Source organism: Actinoplanes sp. NPDC051388 (genome assembly GCF_055586225.1).
In genome coordinates this window covers 123,354-149,274 of the sequence record NZ_JBVJIP010000008.1, presented here as the reverse complement: position 1 = coordinate 149,274, position 25,921 = coordinate 123,354, and the positions used below count along the sequence as shown (strand labels likewise).

Here is a 25,921-nt window from a genome sequence, read left to right as displayed (position 1 = left end):
CTCTGCGGCCTCATAGGCAGCGCCCTGGCGGAGCGTGCGTTTGGGCGCTTTGCTCTGCGCACATATACGCAACACCCGAGCGTGCGGCCGATCGCGCCCGCCGGATTCCGCCGACGATTCGCGCAGCGCGCACCCGGCGGCGTCCGGCCGGTCGACCGTCTGAGCCGGCAGCCTGGGCGGTGATGAGCGCCCCGAGCACCCACGTGCATCACCCCCGCGACGGGCGAGTGAATTCCAGCCCGCGCGTCGCCGCATGCAACTGCTGGATCAGCGCGACCACCGCCGGCCTCCGCTCACGCCCCGCAGCCGTCGCCGCGAAGATCTGGCGGGGCACCGCGTCGTCCGGATGCAGGCGCAGCAGCACGATGTCGGCCGGCCGCGCCCGCAGCGCCAGCGCCGGCACCAGCGCGATCCCCAACCCGGCGGCCACGCACCCCAGCTTCCCGGTCCACTCCGCCGCCACGATGTCGATCCGCGGCCGGAACCCGGCCGGCAACGTGGCCCGCAACAACGTCTCCTCCGCCGTCGCCGACCCCGCCACGAACGACTCCCCGGCCAGCTCGGCCATCCGCACCGTGCGCCGCCGGGCCAGCCGATGCCCGGACGGCACCGCGACGAGCAGCCGCTCATCCAGCAGATGATCGAGCTCGAGGCGGTCGTCCCGGGCCTGCTCCGGCGGCGCGCTGATCACCACCACGTCCGCGTCGCCGGCCCGCAGCCGCGCCAGCAGTTGCGGGGTCAGCCCTTCGATCAAACCCACATTCACTTCCGGGTACGCCGCGCGAAAAGCCGCCACCGCCCGAGGCACCAGCGCCGCCACCGCCGTGGGAAACGCCCCCAGCCGCACCCGCCCGCCACCGAGCCCGCGCAGCGCCTCGATCTCACTGCGCGCGGTGACCAGCCGGTCGAGCACCGCCTCGGCGTGCGGCAACAGCGTGGCCCCGGCGTCGGTCAGCGTCACGCCCCGCGGCCGCCGCTCGAACAGCCGCGCCCCGGTCTGCGCCTCCAGCACCGCGATCTGCCGCGACACCGCCGATTGCGTGTATCCCAACGCTTTCGCGGCAGCGGTGACCGACCCGTGGCGGGCGACCGTGCGGAACACCTCGAACGACTCCAGCTGCATCACGCCATGCTAGTTCCGCATGTCACCGATGCCGAAGACTCGTTGGTCGCATGCCGCATTCGTGCATACCGTCTTCCGTATGACTACTGTCGCGGTGCTCGGCACCGGCCACATGGGCGCCGCCATCGCCCGCCGCCTGCTGGACACGGGCCACCGGGTGACCGTCTGGAACCGCACCCGGTCCCGCACAGCCAACCTGCCCGCCGCGGAAACACCGGAAGCCGCGGTCCGGGACGCCGAAGTGGTGATCGTGATGGTCCGCGACGCCGCGGCGGTGGACGCGGTGCTCGCCTCCGCACCACTGAAGCCCGGCGTATGCGTGGTGCAGATGTCCACCATCGCCCCGAGTGAGATCCGCGCTCTGGCAAACCGGCTGCCGCCCGGGGTGGACCTGATCGACGCCCCGGTGGCCGGCAGCGTCGGCGCCGCGTCCGCCGGCGGACTGACCCTGCTGACCGGCGGCGAGGCGGCCGCGATCGCGCGCGCCCGGCCGATGCTGGACGCGCTGGGCGAGGTGCGGCTCTGCGGCCCGATCGGCGCCGGCGCGGCCGTCAAGCTGGTGCTGAACACCGCCCTGGTCACCGCGATGGCCGCGCTGTCGGACGCGGTGACGGTGGCCGACGCGTTCGGCCTGGACCGGGAGCAGACCATGGCGGCGCTGGCTGCGACGCCACTGGCCGGGGCGGTCGCCCGAGCAACCGCCGAGGGCGCGTCGTTCGCGATCGACCTGGCCGCCAAGGACGCCGACCTGGCCCTGGCCGTGGTCGGCAGCGCGCCGGTCCGCGTCCTGCGGGCGGCGGCCGAAGCCCTGCACGACCACCCGGACCCGGCTGCCGACCTGGCGGCCCTGGTCGGCAAAGCGTGCGGAGACGAGAATTGAAGTCGACATTGGACAATCCGGCCGGGGTGTCCGCGCCCTTCGCCGGCCGGTTCGCCCAGGTGGCCCGGGTCGACCCGGGCGGCGAGGGGGCGTTGCTGCTGCTGGCCGGCCAGGTGGCGGTGGACGACGACGGCGCGGTGGTGGCGCCGGGCGATGCGGCGGCCCAGTCCGAACGCATCTTCGCCGTTGTCGGTGACATCCTGGCCGCCCACGGCGCGACGTTCGCGGACGTGCTGCACATTCGCACGTTCATGACGAACCTGGACGACCTGCCGGCTTACGGCGCCGTGCGCGCTCGGCTCTTTCCGGGCACCCCGCCGCCGGCCAGCACCACGGTCGAGGTGAGCCGCCTGTTCCTGCCTGGCGCCGGCCTGGAAGTGGAGATCACGGCGGTCACCCCGGGCGCGATTGCGTAAGTCATGAGATGTTGATGACTCCTTACCGTCAGGGGGTCGAACGTGCCGAGCCTGATCCCGGAGACCGGGCCGCAGCGGGTGCTCGCGGCGACGAACTTCGTCTACACCGTCGGCAGTGGGCTCTATCTGACCGCTGGCGTGCTGTTCTTCACCCAGGTGGTGCGCCTGCCGGCCGCGCAGGTCGGACTCGGGCTGGGGATCGCCGGGATCGCCGCGCTGGCCGCCGGTTCAGCGGGTCGATGACCTTGGCGCGGCTGAACCTGTTGCTGGTCGGTGCGTGCGAGTCGCGACGCTGGAGGGGGTGGCCATCCGGGGTCGGGGCGTGCACCGATGAGTGTCGAAACACGGAGCACCTGGGCAGTGGACAACACGTCTCTTGACTAGTAGTCATGCTGTAGGCGAAGCTGTCCTTCGCGCCGATCACGGCGTGGAAGGAGTAACACATGGCCGACAGTGTGCCCTCCGGTGCCGCATCACCGCGGCAGGCGGAAGCCCGCGACTTCGACGGTTTGTACAAGGCGCTGTTGGAGGCCCACCCCCGCGACGCCTTGCACCTGTTGTGCGGCGCGCGGCTCGACGGCCGGGCGGTGGTCCTTGACGGGCCGACGGAGCAGCCGCGGCAGCGCAGCCGCCAGCGCGACAAGGTGTTCTTGGTCCGGCACGGCGACGGTGTGCCCGCCGACATTTACCATGTCGAGGTCCAGGTCCAGCGCACCGAGGACTTTCAGGAGCGGATGGTGGCCTACTGGGCGGCCCTGGCGCTCAAGTACCGCCGCTCGGATCACCGAATCCACCAGGTCGTGGTCTGGCCGTTGGGCGGAGGGTATCCGGGCCGTTTCAGCCGTGACCAGGCCCGGCTCGACTACCGGTCGGTGAACGTTCCCGACGACCTGGACCCCGGCATGCTCCTGGCCGGTCCGCTGGCGCCGCTCGCGTTGTGGTCACAGAAACCACCGCCCGACCTTGCGGAACGGGTCGCCGATCGGATCGCCGCAACCAGCGCGCTCGAGGAGCAACTGGTCCAGATCGAGCTAGGTATGCTCGTGGGAGGTTCACTGGCGCTCGAGGTTCTCGCAGCGCTGCGAAGGAGAGGCATGAGCGACGTTCTAGAGCAATCGGAGTCGGGCCGCGAGATCGCTCGCCGAAACCGGGAGCAGGGCCTGGAGCAGGGCCTGGAGCAGGGCCTGGAGCAGGGTCACATCGACGGGATGCGGGCGCTGCTGCGGGCGAGATTCGGCGACTTCGCCGACCTGGACGACCTCGCCCGGCGACTGGCCGGCCGTGACCACGACGGCAACATCGCACGCATCGTCGCTGGTGCGACCTTGGCGGAGCTGCGTTCCTGAGCTGTGCCGGCCGGACGTGTGCGGCGATGCACACCCGAGGCCACGCCCGGTTCGGTCAATCGCGAGGTTGGCGGGCCAGGTCGGACTCGATCTCGGCGGCGACGATCTGGGCGGACAGGGTGACCATCGGCAAGCCGCCGCCCGGATGGGTGGACCCGCCGACCAGATAGAGCCCCCGCACCGGACCGCGGTTGGGCGGCCGCAACAGCCCACCGGCCGTCCCATAGATCGCGCCGCCCGGCGCCCCCGCCGAGACCTCGAGGTCGGCGGGCGTGCGGATCTCCGCGAACTCCAGCCGGTCGCGCACCTCCAGCCCGCGCGCCGCGAGCAGAGCCAAAACCCGGTCCCGGTACGCCGCCGCGAGCCCCTCCCGCCGCCAGTTGACGGCACCGAAGCCCGGTCCGTGCGGTGGCGCGTTGACCAGCACGAACCACGCCTCGTGGCCGGGTGGGCGCACCGCGGGATCGTCGGCCCTGGTCACGAAGATCGCCGGGTCGCCGGCCGGACGGGCCCGGAGGCCGTGGCCCGGATCGCCGAAGATCGCGTCGAACTCGTCGTCGTAGTCGCGCGGGAAGAACACCGTGTGATGGGCCAGCGCGGGCGTCTCGCCGCGCACCCCGAGCAGCAGCACGAACCCGGCCAGGCTGCGCGCGGCCAGCCCGGACAGGCGGGCCGGCGTGGGCAGCAGATCGCGGTAGGTGGTCAGGGCGTCCACGTTGGACACCACCAGGTCGGCGGCGACGACCGATCCGGAGTCGAGCCGCACCCCGGACACGCGGCCGCCGGACTGCAGCACGGACGCGACGGGGGAGTCGAGCACGATCTCGACGCCCAGCGCCCGCGCGCGGGACACCAGAGCGGTGGCGACCGTGCCCAGGCCGCCGGGCAGGTGCCAGCCACCGAACGCCAGCTCGGCATAGGGGATCGCGGCCAGCGCGGCGGGCGCCCGGCGCGGATCGGTGCCGGTGTAGGTCGCGTAGCGGTCGAGCAGCATCCGCAACCGGGAATCGCGCAGGTAGCGCCGGCCGAGCGCGCGCAGCGACGTGCCGGGGGCGATCGCCCGCAGGTCGGCGAGGCGCCACGAGAGGCGCAGCAGCGTCGCGGGGGTGACCGGCCGTTGCAGGACCGACCGCCAGGAAGCCGTCCAGATGCGGCCGGCCCGGGCCCAGAACGCCGCCCAGTCGTCGGCCGCGCCGGGACCGAGCGCGGCCGCGATGCGCTCGCGGAACACTGCCGGGTCGGAGGACGAGTCGAGCACGGTGCCGTCGGCGAACACGTGCCGCACCACCGGGTCGAGGGGCGTCGGCGACAATCCGAGCCGCAGTTCCTCGAACACCTGCGGCAGCGTCAGCAGGCTCGGCCCGGTGTCGAAGCGGAAGCCGTCGCGCTCATAGATCGCGAGCTTGCCGCCGGCGGACGCGGACCGCTCGTGCACCACCACCCGATGCCCGGCGCCGGCCAGCCGGATCGCGGTCGCCAGCCCGCCGACCCCGGCGCCGATCACCACCACGCGGCCGGTCACAGCGCGCGCCCCCGCCACGAGAGGCGGCCCTGGCGGCGCAGCCGGAACGAGCGGGCCACCAGCCACGTGAACACCACGATCGACGCCGGGTGGGCCAGCGCGTCGGGCCACGCGCGCCCGCCGGTCGCCCGGGCGGTGACGACGCGGCCGGCCACACCGAGCAGATAGGCCGACGCGCCCAGCAGGGGGAGGCCGGTGGCCAGCAGGACGGGCGGGAACGCGTACCAGAGAAGGAGGAAGACCACGACGGCGGCCGCACCGGCCGGGGAGCCGAAGGAGGACCAGAGGGATTTCGAGTAGCCGTCGACCAGGGCGGGCCAGGACGGGTACATGTGGCAGTCGGCCAGGCGGGAACCGTCGGCCAGGGCGATGCGGCCGCCGGAGCGCTTGACCGCGCGGGCCAGCGCGATGTCCTCCAGGACCTCGGTGCGGACCGCGGCGTGCCCACCGGCGCGGTCGTAACCGGCGCGGTCGGCGACCAGCCACTGACCGCCGGCCGCGGCGAGCGACGGGCGTGCGGACCGCTCCATCGCGCGCACCGGCAGGAAGGTCAGCCAGGACCACTGCAGCAGCGGCTGCACGAGGCGGCCGGCGCCGGTGATCCGCGGGTAGGGCGACAGCAGCGCGAAACCCTCGGCGGCGACCACCCCGCCGGCCACCGCGTCGGGCGCGAGCACCACGTCGGCGTCGACGAAGACCAGCACCTCGGCCTCTGGCGCGGCCGCGGCGAGCTGGAAGCAGGCGTGCGGCTTGCCCAGCCAGCCCTCGGGGAGCGGCGCCCCGGTCAGCAGCCGCACGCGGGCGTCGGAGCCGGCCACGAAACGGACCACCGAAGCCGTGTCGTCGGTCGAGCCGTCGTCGAGCACCACGATCTCCAGCCGCGGCACCCCGCGCTGGGCGAGCAGCGCTTCGAGACAGGGCGTGACCCGGTCGGCCTCGTCCCGCAGCGGCAGCAGCACGGCCACCCGGCGGTCGGTGGTCGCGCCCCGGGGCGGCCGCCGCAGCAACGCCGCATTCACCGCCGCGTGCCCGGTGAGCAGCACGAGCGGCAGCAGCAGAAGCCAGCTCACGCCGCGATCCGGGACGGCCGGCGGGCGAGCCTGACGGCGAGTGGGACCACCACGGCGCCCATCACCACCCCGCCCCAGACGGCGGAGGCGGGGAGGTCGAGGAACACGGCGTGGGCGAGCACGGAGGAAGCGTACGTCCAGAACCAGAGCGTCAGGGCGGGCCAGTCGTCCCCTGTGGATAACTCGACCGAGGCGCCTCCCACCAGGGACAACGCGGTCATCAGCAGCACTGCGAAGCCGAGCCAGCCGAGGTAGTTGCCGATCGGGACGCCGGGCACGCCGGGCAGCGCGGGCGTCGGATCGAGCCATCGCCAATATCCCTCGGCGACCATCTGCGGGTCGAGGAAGAGATCCCACGCGGCCAGCCCGGCCGCCGCCAGCGCGACGCGGGCGGCCCGGCCGCGGGCCAGCCGCAACGCCGCGAGCCAGGCCGGCCAGGCCATCCAGGTCCAGGCCAGCGGGATGATCAGCGGTACGCCCAGCAGCTTCGGCCCGAGCTCCCCGGAGTAGTCGTAGGAGCCGAACGGGAACCCGGTCGCCACCCCGATCGCCTCGACCAGGAAACCGCCCAGCGTGGCGGTGCCGATCAACGCCAGGAACGCGCGAACGCCGCGGGTCACGAACGCGTGCGAGACGGACAGGACGCAGCCCAGCACGACGGTGCAGACGGTCAGCCCGGCCCGCACCCCGCCGGACGTGAGCGGATAACAGATCTGGATCAGGATCAGGACGCCGAACAGCGCCCAGAGCAGGCGACGGGCCATCAGATGCCGACGATGCCGGGCGCGTCCACCGGCCGCTCGGCCAGCGGCAGCTCGCGGCCCAGGATCGCGAACGCCCGCTCGTCGCCGGGAAACATGAAGTCCCGCAGCACGTCGACGAACCCGAAACGGCGGTAGAGACGCCAGGCCCGGGACTTCGTCTCGTCGGCCTCCGGCGTGGAGAGCAGCACGGTGCGCCCGTCGGCCATCGCCAGCAGCGCGCGCAACTGCCGGGCGCCCACGCCGTGGCCCTGCGCGGCCGGCTTGACGTGCAGTTCGACCACCTCGAAGCAGTCGCTCAGCCACTGCTTGCGGGACTCCTCGTCGAGCGCCGACCGGACCTGGTCGTGCCACCACTGGCCGGGGCCGGAGGTGTAGCCGTAACCGAAGCCCGCCAGGTGGCCGTCGGTGGTGAGGGTGGCGACGGCGCGGAAACCGGCCCGGCGCACGTGCGCGCCGATGTAGCCACGACGGGTCTGCAGCAGCTCGGTGCGGTAGCCCATCGCCTCGCCGTACACCGACACCACGTCGTCGAGGCGCCTCAGCAGGTCGTCCGGCTGCCACGGCACCAGTCTCATCGCGCGGGCCTCATCGCTGCGACCGCCCCTTCTCCACCCAGCCCAGCACGCTTCGGTCGCCGGTGATGTCGAGCACCGCGAACCGGGCGAACAGGTCTTCCGCGTACCACTTGTCTTTCGGTGTCCGCGCGATCACCGCGCGGTGTTCCGGCTGACGGTACGCGAAGGCCGTCAGGTCCGTCGCGCCCCGCCACACGCTGACCGTGCCCTGCCAGCCGATCGGCGCCTCACCCATGCCGAAATGGGCGAGCAGACCCCCCGCGGCGTGCAGTTCGGCGGCCACCGGCGGCACCGCGCCCCAGAACGTCAGCGCCTTCGCCGGGCGCAGCCGCGCGCGGGTCAGAGCCAGGACCATGCCGTCTGACTTGCCACTTCCGTCGGGAAAGGGACGCCGGCCGGACCAGGTGCCGCGGCTGTGCAGTGGCTGCAGCAGGACGGAGGCCGAGGAGGAGGCGAGCGGCTCCCAGGGGGCGACCAGCGGGGCCGGATCGCCGTCGGTCACGAGCACCGCCGCGTACCTGGTCCAGTCCGCCTCGCCGGGGCGGAACGTCACGCCGGCGCTCGTACCCATGAATTTGGCGAAGCGCACCCCGGGCCGCGACCGGACCCGCAGGGGGTCGATCGCCATCCGCAGGAAGGCGGCGCCGAGCCGGCGCCGCGGCACCCGCCAGACGTGCAAACTGACCGGCATCGAAGGGCCTACGCCACGTCCGTCGCGGTCCCGGCCGTGACGCGGACCAGCTCGGCGAAGGTGATGGCAAAGACCGCCTGGGGTACGCCCCCGGCCGCCCAGACCACCTCATATCCGCCCAGCGCGGTGTCCACCAGCGTGCGCACCGGCTTGGGGTGACCCAGCGGCGCGACCCCACCGATCGCCTGCCCGGTGTGCTCGCGCACGAACTCCGGCGTGGCCCGCTTGAGCCGGGCGACGCCCAGGCCGGCCGCCACCTTGGCGGTGTCCACCCGATGCGCGCCCGAGGTCAGCACCAGCAGCGGCTCGCCGTCCGCGTCGAAGATCAGCGAGTTGGCGATCTGCCCGACCTCGATGCACAGCGCCGCGGCCGCCGCGGCCGCGGTGTGCGCCGCCGCGTCCAGCACGATGACCTGGGCGGGCTGCCCGGCACCGGCCTGCGCCCCGGCCGCGTCCAGCGCATCCTGCACGGCGATGACGTTGGGATGGTTCTGCATGCGGCCATTCTGCCCACGACCGGGCGACAGAAACGGCCGGGACCACCGAGACCGGGAATGAAGCGCGCCCGGCCGGGGAAATAAGTCCGCCGTGCCTCTCCTCGACACGTCCCGGCCGCCCACCCCGAGCGCGGAGATCCAGCACTGGGTGCTGGACAGCTTCATTCAGCTCCGGTCGCTCCGCTCATCCCTGCACCACGCGATCACCGGTCAGGTCCTCGCCGAAGGGGGCGAGCTGGACGAGATCCCGGAGAAGGTCGCCGTGGTCGCCACCGAACTCGCCACCAACGCTCTCGCGCACGCCCGGCCGCCGACCAGGGTGCGGCTCAGCCGGACCGAGACCTCGTTCATCCTCGACGTCGCGGACAAGGAGCCCGGCATCGTCCCCGAGGTCGACGCGGACCGCGCGCCCGGCGCCGGCGGCCTCGGCCTGCAGCTGGCGAGCAAGCTCGCACTCGACGTCGGCTGGTACGTCGAGGGCGAGGTCAAGCACGTCTGGGCGGAATTCCCGCGCCCGACGATCGCCGGGTGACGATGGTGCACCTCGCCGACGAGTCCCGCTGGCTGGACGCCATGCGACGGGTGCTGGACCGCTCACATCTCTGGCGCCCGGATGAGCTGGCCGAGACCGTCGCCGCGACCCTGGCACGACTGGACCTCGGGGTGACGATCCGTCTCGTCGACGACGAGCAGGCCGCCCTGCACGCCCTGCCGGTGCCGGGTCGCGACACCCCGGATCCGCTGCCGGTGGACGCGTCACTGGCCGGGCGGGTCTTCGCTCTGGTGCGATCCCTCCCCGCCGGCGGGCCGGACGAGCCGCCGCGGTGGTGGGTGCCGATCGTCAACGGCACCGACCGGCTGGGGGTGGTGGAGTTCGTCCTGCCGGCCGGCGTCGATCCGCAGCTGCCGGCGCTGCGGCAGCGCTGTGAGCTGCTCGCCGGGCTGGTGGGCCACCTGATCACCACGGCAGCGCCGCGCGGTGACCATCTGCACCGGGTGCGCCGCACGCAGCCGATGTCCATCGCCTCGGAGCTGCTCTGGCAGCTGCTGCAACCGCTGACCGTCTCGGGCGACGACCTGGCCATCGCCGCGGTCCTGCGGCCGTGCTACTCGGTCGGTGGCGACGGTTACGACTACGCCGTCAACGGCCGCGTCGCCCAGCTGGCGATCCTCGATGCGGTCGGCTCGGATCTCAAGGCCGGACTGGCCACCGCGGTGACGCTGGCGGCGCTCCGGGCCGCCCGCCGCGACGGCAACGGCCTCTATGCGCAGGCCCGCGCCGTCGACGCCGCCCTGCTCGAGCAGTTCCCCGACGCCCGCTTCGTGACCGCGTTCCTGGCCGAGCTGGACCTCGACACCGGTTTGCTGCGCTACCTGAACGCCGGGCACCCGGCGCCGGTGCTGCTGCGCGACGGCGCCGCGGTCGCCCGGATCAGCGGCGGCGGCCGGATGCCGCTGGGCCTGGACGACGCGAGCGTCACCGTCGGCGAGCAGCGGCTGCAGCGCGGGGATCGGCTGCTGCTCTACACCGACGGCGTCACCGAGGCCCGGGACGAGAACGGCGTGCAGTTCGGCCTCGATCGGCTGGTCGAACTCACCGAACACCACGCCGCCGCCGAGTTGCCGGTGCCGGAGACCGTGCGCCGGCTGTCGCACGCCGTCGTCGAGCATCAGCACGGCCCGCCCACGGACGACGCGACACTGGTGCTGGCCGAGTGGTCTCCGGTCGCTGCAGGACGTACCGTGCCTTGACCATCGCGACGACCACCGAAGGGACGCCCTGTGACGAGCTCCGACATCCTTACCGTCACCGAGCGCGACGGTCCCGGTGGCAGTCGGGTGCTGGTGGCGGCCGGCGAGATCGACCGGGAGAGCCGGGACTCGCTGAGCCTGGCGGCCGAGCGGGCCCTCCGCGCGGGTCACGCCCGGCTGATCGTCGACCTGGCCGGGGTGACCTTCTGCGACTCCAGTGGTCTGAGCCTGCTCGTCGACCTGCACCGCGCCACCGAGGCCGAGGGCGGCTGGTTGCGGCTGGCGGCCGGCTCGCCGCTGCTGCGCAACATGCTCCGGATCACCAACCTTGACCGGCTGTTCGGCGTCTACGACACCGTCGAGGCGGCCGGGGCCGCGCAATAGACCACGGACGGCGAGCGGAGCGCTCGCCGTCCGGGTCATGACTCAGCTCTGCAGGCTCAGCCTTTGAAGCCGGCGAAGATCTTGCTGAACTCGAACGGGGACTGCGGCACGTTGGTGCACTGGAACAGCGCGCCGGTGCAGGCGTTCTTGTCGCGGTTCGTCTCCCAGAACGAGACGAAGCCGATGTGGTTGGTGTTCGCGAAGGCCACCAGATCACGAGCGTCGCTCTGGCTGAACGTGCCGTTGTCGTCGTTCTTGCCGAGCATCGGGGTGACGCCGACCATCCGGAAGGCGGCCGCGTCGCTGTTCCCGTACACCTGCTTGATCTGGTCCTTGGTGGACCTGACCGCCTGGATGGCCAGGTCGCCGTAGTCCTGGGCGGACCGGCCGTAGTCCATCGCCATGATGTTGACCAGGTCGAGGTCGACGCCGGCGTTCTTGGCGGAGCGGACCACGTTGAGGCCGTCGCCGGTCAGGCCCTCGGGCAGCACCGGCAGGGTCAGCGAGATCTTCAGGCCCGGATTGGCCTTCTGCAGCGCGGCCAGGGCCGTCGAGCGGCGGGCGATCGACGTCGGGTCAGCCGACGCGGCGCCCTCGATGTCCAGGTCGATGTACTTCAGGTTGTACGCCGAGACGACCGCCTGGTATTCGGCCTGGAGCGCCTTCACGTCGGTGCACGCCTGGGCCAGCTCGATGCCGGTGGCGCCGCCGAAGGAGACCTTCACGTCACCACCGGCCGCCCGCAGCGCCGCGATCTGGTCGGCGAACTGCTTGGCCCGCGGGTCGAACGCGTTGAACCAGCTCGCCTTGCAGCCCGCGCTCGTGACGAAGGCCAGCGAGAACGATTTGACGTTGCCGCTCTGCGCGAGCTGGGCCAGCGTGGTGCTGCCGTTGGACAGCAGACCCATGTCGACATAGGGCGCGACCAGCACGTTCCCGGCCGCCGGTGGGTTCGTCACCGGCGGTGTGGTGGGCGGCCGGGTGGTCGTCGGCGGTGTGGTCGGGGGAGTGGCCGGCGGCTTCGTCGGGGTGGTCGTCGGCGGTGTGGTCGGTGTGGTCTCGCCGTCGCCCACGCACGCGGCGCCGTTGATCGTGCAGCTGATCGGGGCGCCGCTGCCGGCCACCACGAACCCGAACTCGGTGCTGCCGCCGGCCGGGACGGTCCCGTTGTAACCCTTGTCCTTCGCCGTGGTGACGCCGCCGGCGGTGGTCACCGAGGCCTCCCAGACGCTGCTGAGCTTGGCGCTGGAGGGCAGCCCGAAGACCAGCTGCCAGCCGGTGACCGCGCTGCCGCCGGTGTTCTTGATGGTGAACTTGCCCTGGTAGCCGGAGCCCCAGTCGGAGTCCTTGCTGAACGAGGCGGTCAGCGTCCCGGCGGCCCGGGTCACCGGGTTCGTCGCCGCCACCGCGGCGATCGCGCCCCCGCCCACGGCCATGAACGCCGCTCCCAGATAGATGAACAGGCGTAGCCGTCTGCGTGCCATGTAAAAACTCCGATCGAGGGGGTTCCGAACGGCGTTGATCGTGATCCGGCACGCCTTAACAAGCCTTGGCAGTTTCCTTAAGTCCGGCTCAAGTCGCTATCCGTCCGGACCGCAGTCGCACCATGGAGTCGGCCACCTCGATCACCCGTGGATCGTGGCTCGCCACCAGCACCAGGGTGCCGGCCCGCACCGCATCGGCCAGCGTGTCCAGCACCACCTGCACGTTGTCGTCGTCCTGGTGCGCGGTCGGCTCGTCCAGCACCGCCACCGCCGGGCCCAGCACCAGCGCCCGGGCCAGCGCGGCCCGCTGCTGCTCGCCGAGTGAGGTGTCCCGCGCCGGCCGGCCCGCGATCGGGGCGAGCCCGAGCCGGTCGAGCAGACCGCCGTCGTCCCCGCGCCCGCGCAGACCGGCCGGCAGCAGCACGTTTTCGGCCACGGTGAGCTCCGCGTCGAGAGCCGGCCGCTGCGGCAACAGCGCGACCTCGGCCCAGTCCACCCGGGCGTGCGCGGCGCGGCCGGCCACCAGCACCTGCCCGGCGGTCGGCGCCATGATCCCGGCGATCAGGTGACACAGCGTCGACTTGCCGGAGCCGGACCGTCCGGCAAGGACGACCAGGGTGGCCGATGCCAGCGCCAGGTCCACTTTGTGCAGCACCTCGGTGGCGGCAGCACCGGCGCCCCGGGTGTGGCTGACGCCGCGCACCTCGACGAGCGCGCTCACCGCGGGCCGCCCGGCGGGTGCAGCTCGACGTGACCGTCGGAGAGGCTGATCATCACGCGCCGGTCCGGGAAGAGCGTCAGCGCCTCCTCCGGCAGTTGGAGCCGGCCGAGGCCGTCGATGGTCGCGGTGCGGGCCTGGCCCGACTCGTGTTCGCCGGAGAGGACGCCGTCGCGCAGCCGCAGCACCGTGTCGGCCACCGCGACCGCCCGCGCGTCGTGCGTGGCCAGCACGACGGCCGAGCCCTGGTCGGCGCACGAGCGCAGGAACGCCAGCACCAGCGCCGCGGTGTCGTCGTCCAGCTCGGCGGTCGGCTCGTCGGCGACCAGCAGCGCCGGGGGTCCGACACCGGCCGCGGCGACCGCCAGGCGCTGCTGCTCACCACCGGACATGGTGGCCGGCCGAGCGTGTGCGCGAGCACCCAGGTCGAGCTCCGCCAGCGCCGCCGCGGGGTCACACCGCACGCCGCGCAGGCGGGCCATCTGCTCGATCTGCCCGCGGGCGTCGAGCTGCGGGAAGAGACTGTGCGCCGGGCGCTGGGCCACCCAGCCGATCTCGGTGCGCCGCAACCGTTGCAGCTCCCGGCGGGACAGCTCCGGCACCGGCCGGTCACGGTGCCGCAGCTCGCCGCCGGCCGGCCGCTCACGCAACGCCAGCACGGCGAGGAGGGTCGACTTGCCGCTGCCGGACGGACCGGTGATGGCGCTGATCCGGCCCTCGCGCACGACGACGTCGACGCCGCGCAGGGCCTGGGTCGGCCCGGTCGGCGCGGCATAGAGCTGAAGCAGGTCACGGCCGTCCAGCAGGGTCCGGTGGTCAGTCGTCACGGTAGGCGTCCTCCTCCGCGCCGCGGGAGGCCGTGCTGAGCAGCACGGCCAGGATCGTCGCCAGCACGGCGACGCCGGCCGTCACGGCCGACGCGATCGCCGGCAGGTCGAAGCGGAACACGGGCAGCAGACTCGGCTGGTCGTCGAGCAGGCGCCCGCCGATCGGCGCGATCGCGGCGACGCCGGCCAGCGCGGCGCCCACCGACACGGCGGTCAGCAGAATCAGTTCGACGGCTCGGGCTCGCAGCACCCGCGCCCGGCCCAGCCCGACGCGTGCCAGCATCAGGTCGGCCGGGCGCCGGGCCACGGCCGTCCGCTGAGCGAAGACGCACAGTGTCAGAACCGCCAGCAGGGCCAGATAGCCGGCCACCGCGACCTGATAGCCGCGAGCCCGCCCGGCCGCCACATAGGAGTTGCCCTGCCGCAGCTCGGCCGCGGTCTCCACCCGTTCCGGCCGAACCCCGCGGGACGTGGTCACCGCGGCGATGCCGGCGGCGCCGGAGCTGCTCCACAGGAGCGTGCGTGAGAACAGCCCGGTGCCGATGAGACCCGCGCGGGGCCGCAGCCGCGGGTCGGCCGGACCGAGCTTCTCGAACACCGGCGCCGCCGCGGCGACGAACATGGGACGCCCCTGCAGGCCGGGAAACGCCGGCACATGCGCGACCACGGTCAGGCTCGAGGTCTCGTAACCCACCTCCGCCTGCACCGAGTCGAGCCCCGCGACCGCCGCGTCGGCGACCGCGATCACCGGGATCGCCCCGGTGCCATCGGTGGCGGATCCCAGCCGCGACAGGGCGGCCCGAGCGGCCGCCAGGTCGTCGCCGCGCCCCCACATGGCGATCTCCCGGAACCGTTCCGGGTCGATCAGCAGCAGGTCTCGCTGGATCGCGTCGATCGGCGTGCTGACGTCGGCGCGCCACACCATCGTGGCGTCCATTGGCAGCGGCGGATTGCGGACCCCGGGGACCACCCCGGGAGGAAGCGCGCCATCGGCGTCGGGCGGCGGCACGGAAGGCGCTCCCTCGTCGAGCTGCCACGAACCGTCCAGAACAGCCACCGCCTCGGCGCCCGCGGCCACCGCGATCCGGTCGTCCGCGGTCACCGTCGTGGACTGCATGGCGGCCAGCGCGAACAGCAGCATCCCCAGACCGGCCGTCACCACCACCACGGCCAGCTTGCGCTCGGAACCGCCACCACCCAGCCGCCGGCGAGCCAGCCAGAGCACCGGCCTCGGCATGGACCTCCCGCCGCGCGGCGCCACCGCGCTTCGCTCCGCGTCGTCGCCCGCCCGGCCCGCCAGCCAACCGGGCACCCAGCCGGCCACCACCCCGGCGGCCGCGAGCACGAGCAGCGGCACCAGCAGGTCCACCCCGCGCGTCCCGCCACCGGCGGCGGCACTGCCGTCACCGACGCCGGCCAGCCCGGCGGCCGCGACCAGCGCCGTGACGATGACCAGGACACCCCAGGGCAGCGCCCGGCGCGGCGTGGCCGGCGCGGCCGGCCGCACCCGGCGGGCCGTCGCGACCGCGCTCGCACCGGCCACCGTGAGCAGACCGCTCACCCCGGCCAGCCCGGCCGCGACCACGGCCGGCGTCAGCGACTCCACCACCGCGCCCGGCGGCCCGAACCGATCCACCAACTGCCACGCGACCACCCACCCCAGGGCCGACCCGAGCAACGCCGGCAGCAGATGTTCCAGAAACCACAGAGCACCCACCGCGAACGGCGTCAAACCCGCCGCGACCGCGTGGCGCACCTCCCGCTCGCGGCGGCGGATCGACAGCAGCACCACGGCCAGCACCGAGGCCAGCCCGATCCCGATCGCCGCCCACTCCACCGGCCGGGTGCGCTGCCGCACCACGTCGTTGGTGGCCTGCGCCGCGCCGGCGATCCGCCCGATGCCACTGGCGAACCGGAAGGACAGGGGGCTCTCGGTGGCGACATCGAACTGCGCGGTCGCGAACCGGCGGCGCAGCGCCTCGACCCCGCCGGCCGCCCGCTCGGCCTCGGCGAGCGTCGCACCCGGCGCCAGCGCCGCTTCGGCCGACCAGAGGATCGGATCGCCCACCGCCCCGGCCAGCCGCTCCACCGTCGCCAGATCACCGATCAGCAGATATGCCGGCAGCGTGCGGTATTCGCTGTCCTTGGGGGTGTCCCCGCGCCGCACGGCCCACCGGCGGCTGCCCGGCGCGTCGGCCGGGAGCCGTCCGTCGGCGTCGACGCGATAAACGCCGTTCACCGTGGCGGCAGCGCGTTTGCGCTTGCCGGAGATCCCGATGCCCACGGTCAGCACGACCTCGTCGCCGGGGCCGACGCCCAGATCGGCGGCCAGCGGCTCGGCCAGCCACAGCCCGTCCCCACCGGCCGGGGAGCCCACCGGCAGCAGTTCTTCGGCCGGCCGCTCGACGGCGAACAGCCGCCCGCGCTCCCGCCGCTCGCCGAAGCCCACTGTGGACTCCCAGAACGCGCCGCCCACCAGCTCGGCGCCCACCGAGCCGCCGGTCAGCCGCGGCTCCTGCAACCCGGGGATCGCGCGCAGGTCGGCCAGCACGACGTCCTGGCCGGCGCGGCCCTGGCCGGCGTCCGCGGACAGCCGCACGACCGCGGCGTCGTCCTGCCGCGCCGTCTCCGGCACCGCGTCGCGCCGGGCCTGGAAGGCCGCGTTGCCGGACGCCTCCGCGAACATCGGCACCGCCGCGCAGGCCGCGCCCAGCACCAGGAAGGCCGAGACCACGAGCACGGACCAGGCGCGCTGTCGCAGCCCGCCGAAGACAGCCGCGGCCGCGAGCCGGTCGGACATGGTCCTCCTAAGCCAGGGAAAGGCGATGCCCTGACATGGTGCCGGATCGCGCCCCGGATTTCCGGCCCGTGCGCCGCGCTCTATCGCGAGTGAGCCGCGACCGCCGCCGCGCTGGCCTCCCACAACCGTGCGGCGAGCTGCGGATCGGTCGCGTTCGAGGCGGGCCGCTTGAGCTTGTGGCCCACGTAGTAACCGCCGTTCACCAGCTCGCTCGCGGGCGCGGTGGCCAGCCAGACCAGCAGCGCGCCCGCCTTCTCCGGGCTGACCAGGAACGGCGCGTACTTGTAGAAGAACCGGACCACGCCGTCGGCGCCGAAGTTGGAGCGCACCACGCCCGGGTGGAACGACACGCTCTCGATCTCCGGCCAGCGCCGCGCCGCCTCCGCGGTGAACAGGATGTTCGCCGCCTTGCTGCTGCCGTATTCCCGGAACGAGCGGTATCCCTCGGCGCCGCGCACCAGGTCGTCGGGATGCACCTGGGCGCCACGGTGCGCGTCCGACGCCGTGTTCACCACCCGGCCGCCGGCCAGCCGCTCCCGCAACAGCTCGGTGAGCAGGAACGGCGCCAGGTGATTGCCCTGCATGGTCGCCTCGAAGCCATCCTCGGTGCGCTGATAGGACGCCACCATCCCACCGGCGTTGTTGGCCAGAACATCAATCTTCGGGTACGCCCGGAGCAGGCTCTCGGCCAGCGCCCGGACCTCGCCGAGACGCGTGAAATCGGCCTGGAAGTGTGCCGGCTCGCGCCCGGACCCGGCCGCGCGGACCCGATCCACCGCCGCCGCCAGTCGCTGCGGGTCGCGGCCGACCACGACCACCTCGTCACCCCGCGCGGCGAACTGCTCGGCCGCTGCCAGGCCCACCCCGGAGCTCGCCCCGGTGACGACGATCGTGCTCACGCGTTCCCCTTTCGGTCGTGGCCGAGGCGGAAACCGTCGGTCCCACGGTGCATCCTGGCACGTCGGCGGTTGATCTCTGACCTGGGATTCCCGGTCTCCGATCGGCCTTGCATTTTTGTCGTACCCGGGTGTTACTCTCTCGAGTAGTTAGAACGGGTGTTCGAAACCTGATCTAACTGCGGGAGCGACGATTCGCGGCGTGGCTCCCGGCGCGACGCCCGCGAAGCGTCGCGCGGCGGTCCGGATTTTCGCGGGTCCGGGCCCACCAAGGCAGGCTCGTCGCCCGCCGCCCAACGACCCCCGGGCGGCGGGTGACGAACCCGCCGGCGCTGTCCGGCCGGGTGCGGTGTGGGGAAGCTCTCGCACCCGGCCGGCTGCTCGATCCGCTGCGTCTTCCTCCGCGGCGGCCGGTTCCGGCCCCAAGAGAAGTCGTCATTCGGACGCGTGCCCGCACGGCTCGCGGTCCATCGGATGCGAAGCACGCGAGGAGAACGATCATGGCGAGCAACCCGGCCCCGGGCGTGGTGCCCGGCCTGGCGCACGCGCCGACCGCCGCGGTTCGATCCGCGGACGCGCCCACCATCCCCGCCCACATGCTGCCGCACCGCACCCCGGCCCAGCTGCTCACGATCGCGCGGGTCGGCCTCGACGAGGCGGCGCAGACCCGCGCCGACGGCCAGCGTTATGCCACCGCGCACATGGCCGCCCTGCGCGCCGCCGCCGCGGTGCTCGCCGCCTGGGCCCGGCCCGCCGCGCCCCAGCGCCGCTCCCGCGTGACCAGTGTCTGGTCACTGCTGGTCCTGGTGGCCCCCGAGTTCAGTGAGTGGGCGAGCTATTTCGCCCTCGGCGCGAGCAAACGCGCGGCGGCGGAGGCCGGCATCCCGCGGGTGGTCAGCCCGCGCGAGGCGGATGACCTGCTGCGCGCGGCCGAGCAGTTCGTCGCGGTGGTGGAGTCGGCGCTCGGCCTGGCCTATCAGCCGCCGCTCGCCGCCGCCTGATCTTCTCTGCCCTTGCTCTGCCCTCTGCCCTCTGCCCTCTGCCCTCTGCCCTCTGCCCTCTGCCCTCTGCCCTCTGCCCTCTGCCCTCTGCCCTGCAGGTTCCCTACTAGAGAACGAAGGCGACCCATGGCGGGACGCATGATCAACGGTGCGACCGCCGCCCTGGCCGGGCTGGTCCGCCCGGCGAGCGAGACCGACCAGCCCGGAGCGCACCGGGTGCTGCCCGTGGTGCCCGAGCTGAGCGGCCTGCTCCCCGGCCGGGGGCTGCGGCGCGGCAGCACGGTCGCGGTCGCCACCGGCGCCGGGGGCGCGACATCCCTGCTGCTGGCGTTGCTGTCGGCGGCCTCCCGGTCGGGGTCGTGGTGCGCGGTGGTGGGGGTGCCGGACCTGGGCGCCCTGGCCGCCGCGGAGAGCGGCATCGCCCTCGACCGGCTGGCGCTGGTCCCCAACCCCGGGCCGGACTGGCCCACGGTGGTGGGCGCGCTGATCGACGGGGTGGATGTGGTGGTCACGGCGGTGCCGGGGCCGGTGGCCGCGGGGATAGCCACCCGGCTGGCGGCGCGGGCACGGCAGCGCGGGGCGGTGCTGATGCCGTTCGGGTCCTGGTCGGGAGCCGATGTCACGCTGCGGGTCACCCAGGGCGTGTGGGAGGGGCTGGGCCAGGGCCGCGGCCGCCTGCGGCGCCGCCGGGTCACGGTCCTGGCCCGCGGCCGGGGCGCGGCGGCCCGCCCGCGCGAGACGACGTTGTGGATGCCGGGCCTGACCCTGCCGCCGCCGTTCCCGCCGGCCCCGGCCATCGACCCTGCGGACCGGGACGTGGTCCCGCGATCCGGCCGGACCGCGGAGCCGGCCTCCGCTCCTGCGCCGGAGGTCCCGGCCCGGCCCTCGCGGTCCTCTTCCGCGGAGCTGTCCTCGCGGTCTTCCGCGGAGAGGCCTTCGCGGTCTTCTTCCGTGGAGAGGCCCTTGCGGTCCACTTCCGCGGAGCTGTCCTCGTCCGTTTCGGCGGACAGTGCCGTGGCAGCTCCGGCCGGCGGCAGGAGGCCCTCGGCCTCGGTGTTGAGGCGCCGGCGTCGTTCCAGGTTGAGGTGGGGCTCGGGGTCGGGGCTGACCCACCCCGAGCGATCCGGCTCCATCCCCGCGCGCGCCACTCCCGCCTTGGTCGCGGCTTCGCCCGCGGTGGGTGCCGGCCCCTCGGCTCGGGCGATTCCTGGCCGGGTTGCTCCTGGCTTGGCGGTGGGGTGCTCGGGAGCTTCGGCTCGGGCGCTCCCTGGCCGGGTTGCTCCTGGCTTGGCGGTGGGGTGCTCGGGAGCATCGGCTCGGGCGATTCCCGGCCGGGTTGCTCCTGGCTTGGCGGTGGGGTGCTCGGGAGCTTCGGCTCGGGCGATTCCCGGCCGGGTTGCTCCTGGCTTGGCGGTCGGGCGCTCGGGAGCAGAGGAAGGTCGAGTCCTGACGGGTCCGACCGCCCGGGCCGCTGACGCTGGGCGAAGTGGTCGTGGCCCGGTTGCCGTGCCGCCGCCTTGTTCGCGGCTGGGTGGAGTTGTTGCCGCACGTCGGCTTGGTGGTGAGTCGCGGCGCCGGCGGAGGCCGGTGTGAGTGGGCGCAAGCGGGCGGGGGCCGGGCGCGGTGATGGTGGCGGGGCGGGCGGAGTCCGCACCCTGATGGTCTGGTGTCCGGACTGGCCGGTCGTCGCCGCGGAGATCGTGGACGGCGTGGTGGCCTCCGGGCCGGTGGCGGTGCTGCACGCGAATCGGGTGGTGGCCTGTTCCGAGGCGGCCCGGTTCGACGGGGTGCGGCGGGGGCTCCGGCGGCGGGAGGCGCAAAGCCGGTGTTCGCGGCTGGTGGTCGTCGACCACGATCCGGGGCGGGACGCCCGCGCGTTCGAGCCGGTGGTGGCGGCGATCGAAGAGGTCGCGGTCGGGGTCGAGGTGATCCGGCCCGGAGTCTGTGCGCTGGCGGCGCGGGGGCCGGCCCGATATTTCGGCGGTGAGGAGGCGGCCGCCGAGCGGATCGTCGAGCAGGTCGCCCAGGTCTGCGAGGTGGAGAGTCAGGCGGGCGTCGCCGATGGGGTGTTCGCGGCCGGGCTCGCGGCGCGGGAAGGGCGGATCGTCGCCCCGGGGCGGGTCCGGGAGTTCCTGGCCGGCGTCGCGGTCGAGGCGCTCGAACGGCCCGAGCTGACCGATCTGCTGCGCCGGCTCGGGGTGAAGACGCTGGGCGATTTCGCGGCGTTGCCGGCTTCGGATGTGCTGACCCGGTTCGGCTTCGACGGGGCGCTGGCTCATCGGCTGGCCGCCGGCTTCGACCATCGGCCGCTCGCGGTGCGTCGTCCGCCGCCGGATCTGGACGTGTCCGAGACGTACGACGAGCCGCTGGAACGGGTGGACGTGGCGGCGTTCAGCGGGCGGGCGCTGGCCGAGCGGCTGCACGACGTGCTGGCCGGGCACGGGCTGGCGTGCACCCGGCTCGGCATCGAGGCGGTCACCGCGGACGGCCAGGAACTGCACCGGGTCTGGCGGCACGACGGCACACTCACCGCCGCGGCGATCGCCGAACGGGTGCGCTGGCAGCTCGACGGCTGGCTGACCGGGGCTCGCCGCGGCACCACTAACCGGCCGACCGCCGGCCTGGTCCGGCTGCGGCTGATCCCCGACGGCGTGATCGTCCACCTGGGACTGCAGCCCGGCCTGTGGGGCGACGCGGGCGCCGAGCGGGAGCGTGCCCACCGGGCGCTCAGCCGCATCCAGGGCCTGCTCGGTCCCGAAGCGGTGATGACCGCGGTGCTCAGCGGCGGCCGCTCCGCCGACGACCAGATCCGCCTGGTCCCCTGGGGCGACGAACGAGACCCGGCCCGCCCGGCCGCTACCCACACCGACCCCTACCCGGGCCTGACCACCACCCCGATCATGCCGGACCTCCCCGAAGCGGAAGTCCTCCCTTTCACCCGCCCACCCCCTTCACCGACGAGTTCGACGACGCCCTCCGGCATCTCCGACCTGCACGGCCGGCCGGGAGATGTGGTTTCTCCCGGGTCTTCCGGCCGGTCAGACGGTGTGGCTGTCTCCGGCTTGCCCGGTCGAACGGAGAGGGCGGCTGTCTCTGGCTTGTCCGGCCGTGCGGCTGTCTTGGGGGACCAGGAGAGCAGTGCGCCCGGCCGGTCGGAAGGTGGGGGTGGTCGGTCTGTTGGCTCGACTGTGACCGGTCTCCGTGGGCGGGCGGAGAAAGGTGCTGTCGCTGGGGTACCCGGTCAGCCGGCGGGGGAGGCCGAATCCGGTGGTGCGGCTGCTTCCGGTCTGCGGCTGGTTTCCGGGGAGACTAAAAGCCCGGAGGCTGTGGAGTTTCCGCCGGTTCCGGCGAAGCCGAAGAAGGGTGGGAAAGCCGCGAAGGCCTTGCCGCCCTGGCCCGGGCGGCTGCCCAAACCTGCGCCCGCCGTGGTGCTCGATCAGCCGCGAGGTGTGGTGGTGGTCGATGCCGCGGGGGAGCTGGTCGGGGTCAGCGCCCGGCTGGAACTGACCGGAGTGCCCGCGGGATTTCTGGCCGATCGATCGCCGGCGGTGGCGATCACCGGGTGGGCCGGGCCCTGGCCGGTCGAGGAACGCTGGTGGGCGCCGGACGAGACGCGGCGGCGGGCGCGGTTTCAGGTGGCGCTCGCCGATGGGCGGGCCATGTTGCTCTCGCTCGCCGGAGGGCACTGGGCGGTGGAGGCGGTCTATGACTGACGGCGGCGTCTGATGGGCTTCCACAATCCCCGACTGCCCTGGTCCCAGATCGAAAGCATGCTCTCCGGCGAGAAGAAACGCGCGCGCGACAAGGCCGGTCAGGAAGAGGGGAAGAAGGAGAGTAGGCAGAAGGATGGTGGGTGGCCGCAAGGGCAACCGGCTGTTGTCGACCCGCTGGCCGGCGACGGCGACGGCGGGGACTCGCCCGCCTGGAGCCGCAAACGGCAACCCTATGCCGCCCCCGACCTGGTCAAGACCACGACCACCACGGAATACGCCGAACTCCACTGCCACACCAACTTCAGCTTCCTGGACGGCGCCAGCCACCCCGAGGAACTGGCCGAGGAAGCGTCCCGCCTCGGGCTCACCGGGCTGGCCGTCACCGACCACGACGGGTTCTACGGCGTCGTCCGCTTCTCCGAGGCCGCCCGCGAACTGGGCCTGCCCACCATCGTCGGCGCCGAGCTCTCCCTCGATCTCAGCAAACCGCAGAACGGCGAAGCCGACCCCGAAGGCACCCATCTGCTGGTCCTGGCCCACGGGCACGAGGGATACGCCCGCCTCGCCCGCACCATCTCCCGCGCCCAGCTCAAGGGCGCCGAGAAGGGCAAACCCGACTACGGCGACCTGGAGGACGTCGCCGCCGGCCTCAAGGACCACGTGCTCGTCCTCACCGGCTGCCGCAAGGGGCCGGTGCCGAAGAAGCTGACCGAGGAGGGCCCGGCGGCCGCGGCCGCGGAGCTCGACCGGCTGATCCGCCTCTTCGGCGCGGGCAACGTCGCGGTCGAGCTGACCGCGCACGGCGACCCGTACGACGACGAGCGCAACGATCTGCTCTACGAGCTGGCGCGGAGTCGCAAAGTAGAAGCGGTAGCGACCAACAACGTGCACTACGCGACCCCGAAGAGGCGCCGGCTGGCCACCGCGCTCGCCGCGGTGCGGGCCCGGCGCAGCCTGGACGACATGGACGGCTGGCTGCCCGCGGCCGGCACCGCGCACCTGCGCAGCGGGGACGAGATGGCGCGCCGGTTCGCGGCCTGGCCGGGCGCCGTGGAGAACGCCGCGATGTTCGGCCACGACCTGGCCTTCGACCTGCAGCTGATCGCGCCCCAGCTGCCCGACTTCACGATTCCCGAGCCGGGGCACACCGAGATGAGCTGGCTGCGCGAGCTGACCATGCGCGGCGCGCAGCAGCGCTACGGGCCGCCGGCCGCGCACCCCAAGGCATACGCGCAGATCGAGCGCGAGCTGGTCATGATCGAGGAGCTCAACTTCCCCGGCTACTTCCTGGTCGTCTACGACATCGTCCGGTTCTGCCGCGCGGAGAAGATCTACTGCCAGGGGCGTGGCTCGGCGGCCAACTCCGCGGTCTGTTACGCGCTGTTCATCACCAACGTCGACGCCGTCGAATACGACCTGTTGTTCGAGCGGTTCCTGGCACCCGAGCGGGACGGGCCGCCGGACATCGACGTGGACATCGAGTCGGACCGCCGCGAGGAGGTCATCCAGTACGTGTACCGCAAACACGGCCGCGAGCACACCGCCCAGGTGGCGAACGTGATCTCCTACCGCCCGCGGTCCGCCGTACGGGACATGGCCAAAGCCTTTGGATTTTCACCCGGCCAGCAGGACGCGTGGAGCAAACAGATCGACCGCTGGGGCAGCGTGGCGACCGTCGACGTGGACGACATCCCGGAGCAGGTGGTGCACTTCGCGAACGAGGTGCAGAGCTTCCCGCGGCACCTCGGCATCCACTCCGGCGGCATGGTGATCTGCGATCGGCCGATCATCGAGGTCTGCCCGGTCGAGTGGGGGCGGATGCCGGGGCGGACCGTGCTGCAGTGGGACAAGGACGACTGCGCGGCGATCGAGCTGGTCAAGTTCGACCTGCTCGGGCTGGGCATGCTGTCCGCGCTGCACTACGCCTACGACATGCTCGAGTCCGATCTGGACATCAGCGGGATGCGGCTGGACGACCCCGAGGTCTACGAGATGCTGTGCCGGGCCGACTCGGTCGGGGTGTTCCAGGTGGAGAGCCGCGCGCAGATGGCCACCCTGCCGCGCCTGAAACCAAACTGCTTCTACGACCTGGTCGTCGAGGTGGCGCTGATCCGCCCGGGCCCGATCCAGGGCGGCTCGGTGCATCCGTTCATCCGGCGTAAGAACAAGAAGGAGGAGATCACCTATCCCCATCCGCTGATGCGCAACGCCCTCGAGAAGACGCTCGGCGTGCCGCTCTTCCAGGAACAGTTGATGCAGCTCGCGATCGACGTCGCCGGCTTCGACGCGACCGAGGCCGACCAGCTCCGCCGCGCCATGGGCTCCAAACGGTCGGTGGAGAAGATGGAGAGGATCAAGACGCGGCTGTACGAGGGGATGGCCGAGCGTGGCATCACCGGCGATCTCGCGGACGACCTGTTCCTCAAACTGTCCGCTTTCGCCAGTTACGGCTTCCCGGAGAGCCACGCGATGAGCTTCGCCTACCTGGTCTATGCGAGCGCGTGGCTCAAGCGCTACCACCCGGCGGCCTTCTGCGCGGCGCTGCTCAACGCGCAGCCGATGGGCTTCTACTCGCCGCAGTCGCTGGTCGACGACGCCCGCCGGCACGGGGTCGAGGTGCGTCGGCCGGACATCAACCGCAGTGCTGCCGCCGCGGTGCTGGAGTCGGACCGGCAGACCCGGTGGGGTTCGCTCGCCGGCGAGCCGCCGCATGCGTGGGGGCTGGGCGGTCCGGCGGTGCGGCAGGGGCTGGGCAGCGTGCGGACGCTGGGCGAGGACCTGGCCGCGACCATCGAGGAGGAACGGCGTGCTCATGGCCCGTACCGGAGCATGACGGATCTGGCGCGGCGGACCGGATGTTCGACCGCCCACCTGGAGGCCCTCGCCACCGCTGATGCCTTTGCCGGGTTCGGTCTTTCGCGGCGTGAGGCGCTCTGGGCCGCGGGTGCGGCCGCGCGCGACAAACCAGACAAACTTCCGGGTACGGTCGCCGGCACCGAAGCGCCGGCCCTGCCCGGCATGGACGACGTGGACAAGCTGGTGGCCGACGTCTGGGCGACCGGTCTGGCCCCGGACGCGCATCCGGCCCAGTTCATCCGGGACCAGTTCGAGGCGGCCGGCGCGCTGCCGATCGCCCGCCTCGGCCGGGTGGAGGCGGGCACCCGCATCCGCGTCGGCGGCATCGTCACGCACCGGCAACGCCCGGCGACCGCGGGTGGCGTCACGTTCGTCAACCTCGAGGACGAGACCGGCATGCTCAACGTCACGTGCTCGCCCGGGCTGTGGCAGAAGTATCGAAGAGTGGCCCGGACCAGCGCGGCGCTGATCGTGCGCGGGCGCCTGGAGAAGGCGGAGGGGGTGCTCAACCTGATCGCCGACCGGCTGGAGGCGGTGACTCCACCGATCAGCCCGGCGTCGCGCGACTTCCGCTGAACGGCCAGTTTTCTCCGACTTCCGCAACCT

General features: G+C 73.1%; 21 protein-coding genes and 2 pseudogenes. 11 read left to right on the top strand and 12 right to left on the bottom strand.

What is annotated here, in order from left to right; translation table 11 throughout:
* Positions 1-208: 208 nt before the first annotated feature.
* Complete coding sequence (locus ACZ6TI_RS21365) at positions 209-1,123, bottom strand: LysR family transcriptional regulator (RefSeq protein WP_465346840.1); 915 nt, start codon at positions 1,121-1,123, stop codon at positions 209-211.
* Between the two features lie 19 nt (positions 1,124-1,142).
* On the opposite strand from ACZ6TI_RS21365, the gene ACZ6TI_RS21360 reads away from it, so the two are divergent.
* The 4 genes from ACZ6TI_RS21360 to ACZ6TI_RS21345 all read left to right on the top strand — a co-directional run bounded on the left by ACZ6TI_RS21360 (position 1,143) and on the right by ACZ6TI_RS21345 (position 3,765).
* Positions 1,143-2,003 (top strand): NAD(P)-dependent oxidoreductase, encoded by an 861-nt coding sequence (locus tag ACZ6TI_RS21360; RefSeq protein WP_465346839.1) that lies wholly within the window; start codon positions 1,143-1,145, stop codon positions 2,001-2,003.
* Entirely contained in the window at positions 2,000-2,419 is a 420-nt protein-coding gene (locus ACZ6TI_RS21355; protein WP_465346838.1) for a RidA family protein, read from the top strand. The genes ACZ6TI_RS21360 and ACZ6TI_RS21355 overlap by 4 nt, the downstream gene beginning before the upstream one ends.
* A 42-nt stretch (positions 2,420-2,461) precedes the next feature.
* Positions 2,462-2,662 carry a hypothetical protein gene (locus ACZ6TI_RS21350; RefSeq protein ID WP_465346837.1) on the top strand — a complete coding sequence of 67 codons (201 nt, stop codon included), beginning with the start codon at positions 2,462-2,464 and terminating at the stop codon, positions 2,660-2,662.
* A gap of 200 nt (positions 2,663-2,862) precedes the next feature.
* Positions 2,863-3,765 carry an RpnC/YadD family protein gene (locus ACZ6TI_RS21345; RefSeq protein WP_465346836.1) on the top strand — a complete coding sequence of 301 codons (903 nt, stop codon included), beginning with the start codon at positions 2,863-2,865 and terminating at the stop codon, positions 3,763-3,765.
* A 55-nt stretch (positions 3,766-3,820) separates the two neighbouring features.
* On the opposite strand, the gene ACZ6TI_RS21340 is transcribed toward ACZ6TI_RS21345, so the two are convergent.
* Genes ACZ6TI_RS21340 through ACZ6TI_RS21315 form a run of 6 tightly spaced genes read right to left on the bottom strand, consistent with a single transcriptional unit; the run spans position 3,821 to position 8,884 of the window.
* Positions 3,821-5,287 (bottom strand): phytoene desaturase family protein, encoded by a 1,467-nt coding sequence (locus ACZ6TI_RS21340; RefSeq protein WP_465346835.1) that lies wholly within the window; start codon positions 5,285-5,287, stop codon positions 3,821-3,823.
* Positions 5,284-6,357: a glycosyltransferase family 2 protein gene (locus ACZ6TI_RS21335; protein ID WP_465346834.1), complete on the bottom strand. Its 1,074-nt coding sequence runs from the start codon at positions 6,355-6,357 to the stop codon at positions 5,284-5,286. The genes ACZ6TI_RS21340 and ACZ6TI_RS21335 overlap by 4 nt, the downstream gene beginning before the upstream one ends.
* The gene (locus tag ACZ6TI_RS21330) at positions 6,354-7,121 is read right to left on the bottom strand and encodes a carotenoid biosynthesis protein (RefSeq protein WP_465346833.1); all 768 of its coding nucleotides are present in this window, start codon (positions 7,119-7,121) and stop codon (positions 6,354-6,356) included. Before ACZ6TI_RS21330 ends, ACZ6TI_RS21335 begins: the two co-directional genes overlap by 4 nt.
* Positions 7,121-7,696, bottom strand: coding sequence for a GNAT family N-acetyltransferase (locus ACZ6TI_RS21325; RefSeq protein ID WP_465346832.1), 576 nt, complete (start codon positions 7,694-7,696; stop codon positions 7,121-7,123). The genes ACZ6TI_RS21330 and ACZ6TI_RS21325 overlap by 1 nt, the downstream gene beginning before the upstream one ends.
* 10 nt (positions 7,697-7,706) lie before the next feature.
* Positions 7,707-8,387 carry a monooxygenase gene (locus ACZ6TI_RS21320; protein ID WP_465346831.1) on the bottom strand — a complete coding sequence of 227 codons (681 nt, stop codon included), beginning with the start codon at positions 8,385-8,387 and terminating at the stop codon, positions 7,707-7,709.
* Between the two features lie 8 nt (positions 8,388-8,395).
* Entirely contained in the window at positions 8,396-8,884 is a 489-nt protein-coding gene (locus ACZ6TI_RS21315; RefSeq protein WP_465346830.1) for a YbaK/EbsC family protein, read from the bottom strand.
* Between the two features lie 91 nt (positions 8,885-8,975).
* On the opposite strand from ACZ6TI_RS21315, the gene ACZ6TI_RS21310 reads away from it, so the two are divergent.
* The 3 genes from ACZ6TI_RS21310 to ACZ6TI_RS21300 are packed head-to-tail and all read left to right on the top strand — an operon-like array spanning position 8,976 to position 11,020.
* On the top strand, positions 8,976-9,416 hold the full coding sequence (locus ACZ6TI_RS21310; protein WP_465346829.1) for an ATP-binding protein: 441 nt from the start codon (positions 8,976-8,978) through the stop codon (positions 9,414-9,416).
* A gap of 2 nt (positions 9,417-9,418) precedes the next feature.
* Entirely contained in the window at positions 9,419-10,636 is a 1,218-nt protein-coding gene (locus ACZ6TI_RS21305; protein ID WP_465347124.1) for a PP2C family protein-serine/threonine phosphatase, read from the top strand.
* Positions 10,637-10,666: 30 nt separating this feature from the next.
* Positions 10,667-11,020 carry an STAS domain-containing protein gene (locus tag ACZ6TI_RS21300; protein ID WP_465346828.1) on the top strand — a complete coding sequence of 118 codons (354 nt, stop codon included), beginning with the start codon at positions 10,667-10,669 and terminating at the stop codon, positions 11,018-11,020.
* A 56-nt stretch (positions 11,021-11,076) separates the two neighbouring features.
* On the opposite strand, the gene ACZ6TI_RS21295 is transcribed toward ACZ6TI_RS21300, so the two are convergent.
* From ACZ6TI_RS21295 to ACZ6TI_RS21275, 5 genes are all read right to left on the bottom strand, one after another.
* A complete protein-coding gene (locus ACZ6TI_RS21295; protein ID WP_465346827.1) occupies positions 11,077-12,504 on the bottom strand; it encodes a cellulose binding domain-containing protein in 1,428 nt (475 codons plus the stop codon).
* An 88-nt stretch (positions 12,505-12,592) separates the two neighbouring features.
* Positions 12,593-13,225: an ATP-binding cassette domain-containing protein gene (locus tag ACZ6TI_RS21290; RefSeq protein WP_465346826.1), complete on the bottom strand. Its 633-nt coding sequence runs from the start codon at positions 13,223-13,225 to the stop codon at positions 12,593-12,595.
* The gene (locus tag ACZ6TI_RS21285) at positions 13,222-14,049 is read right to left on the bottom strand and encodes an ABC transporter ATP-binding protein (protein ID WP_465346825.1); all 828 of its coding nucleotides are present in this window, start codon (positions 14,047-14,049) and stop codon (positions 13,222-13,224) included. Before ACZ6TI_RS21285 ends, ACZ6TI_RS21290 begins: the two co-directional genes overlap by 4 nt.
* Entirely contained in the window at positions 14,039-16,849 is a 2,811-nt protein-coding gene (locus ACZ6TI_RS21280) for an ABC transporter permease family protein (protein WP_465346824.1), read from the bottom strand. The genes ACZ6TI_RS21285 and ACZ6TI_RS21280 overlap by 11 nt, the downstream gene beginning before the upstream one ends.
* Before the next feature lie 80 nt (positions 16,850-16,929).
* A complete protein-coding gene (locus tag ACZ6TI_RS21275; RefSeq protein ID WP_465347123.1) occupies positions 16,930-17,739 on the bottom strand; it encodes an SDR family NAD(P)-dependent oxidoreductase in 810 nt (269 codons plus the stop codon).
* Between the two features lie 506 nt (positions 17,740-18,245).
* On the opposite strand from ACZ6TI_RS21275, the gene ACZ6TI_RS21270 reads away from it, so the two are divergent.
* From ACZ6TI_RS21270 to ACZ6TI_RS21255, 4 genes and pseudogenes are all read left to right on the top strand, one after another.
* Positions 18,246-18,746 carry an SAV_6107 family HEPN domain-containing protein gene (locus ACZ6TI_RS21270; protein WP_465346823.1) on the top strand — a complete coding sequence of 167 codons (501 nt, stop codon included), beginning with the start codon at positions 18,246-18,248 and terminating at the stop codon, positions 18,744-18,746.
* Positions 18,747-18,872: 126 nt separating this feature from the next.
* Positions 18,873-19,505: pseudogene (locus ACZ6TI_RS21265) on the top strand (hypothetical protein); the annotation flags it as partial.
* A gap of 899 nt (positions 19,506-20,404) precedes the next feature.
* Positions 20,405-21,703 (top strand): annotated as a pseudogene (locus ACZ6TI_RS21260) (DNA polymerase Y family protein); the annotation flags it as partial.
* Between the two features lie 768 nt (positions 21,704-22,471).
* Positions 22,472-25,891 (top strand): error-prone DNA polymerase, encoded by a 3,420-nt coding sequence (locus tag ACZ6TI_RS21255; protein ID WP_465346822.1) that lies wholly within the window; start codon positions 22,472-22,474, stop codon positions 25,889-25,891.
* Positions 25,892-25,921: the final 30 nt, after the last annotated feature.

Bases quoted from the DNA above. Each gene is read 5' to 3' on its own strand.
- ACZ6TI_RS21295 (WP_465346827.1), bottom strand. From the start codon at position 12,504: ATGGCACGCAGACGGCTACGCCTGTTCATCTATCTGGGAGCGGCGTTC.
- ACZ6TI_RS21360 (WP_465346839.1), top strand. From the start codon at position 1,143: ATGTCACCGATGCCGAAGACTCGTTGGTCGCATGCCGCATTCGTGCAT.
- ACZ6TI_RS21315 (WP_465346830.1), bottom strand. From the start codon at position 8,884: ATGCAGAACCATCCCAACGTCATCGCCGTGCAGGATGCGCTGGACGCG.
- ACZ6TI_RS21270 (WP_465346823.1), top strand. From the start codon at position 18,246: ATGGCGAGCAACCCGGCCCCGGGCGTGGTGCCCGGCCTGGCGCACGCG.
- ACZ6TI_RS21305 (WP_465347124.1), top strand. From the start codon at position 9,419: ATGGTGCACCTCGCCGACGAGTCCCGCTGGCTGGACGCCATGCGACGG.
- ACZ6TI_RS21330 (WP_465346833.1), bottom strand. From the start codon at position 7,121: ATGGCCCGTCGCCTGCTCTGGGCGCTGTTCGGCGTCCTGATCCTGATC.
- ACZ6TI_RS21320 (WP_465346831.1), bottom strand. From the start codon at position 8,387: ATGCCGGTCAGTTTGCACGTCTGGCGGGTGCCGCGGCGCCGGCTCGGC.
- ACZ6TI_RS21280 (WP_465346824.1), bottom strand. From the start codon at position 16,849: ATGTCCGACCGGCTCGCGGCCGCGGCTGTCTTCGGCGGGCTGCGACAG.
- ACZ6TI_RS21255 (WP_465346822.1), top strand. From the start codon at position 22,472: ATGGGCTTCCACAATCCCCGACTGCCCTGGTCCCAGATCGAAAGCATG.
- ACZ6TI_RS21325 (WP_465346832.1), bottom strand. From the start codon at position 7,696: ATGAGACTGGTGCCGTGGCAGCCGGACGACCTGCTGAGGCGCCTCGAC.
- ACZ6TI_RS21345 (WP_465346836.1), top strand. From the start codon at position 2,863: ATGGCCGACAGTGTGCCCTCCGGTGCCGCATCACCGCGGCAGGCGGAA.
- ACZ6TI_RS21365 (WP_465346840.1), bottom strand. From the start codon at position 1,123: ATGCAGCTGGAGTCGTTCGAGGTGTTCCGCACGGTCGCCCGCCACGGG.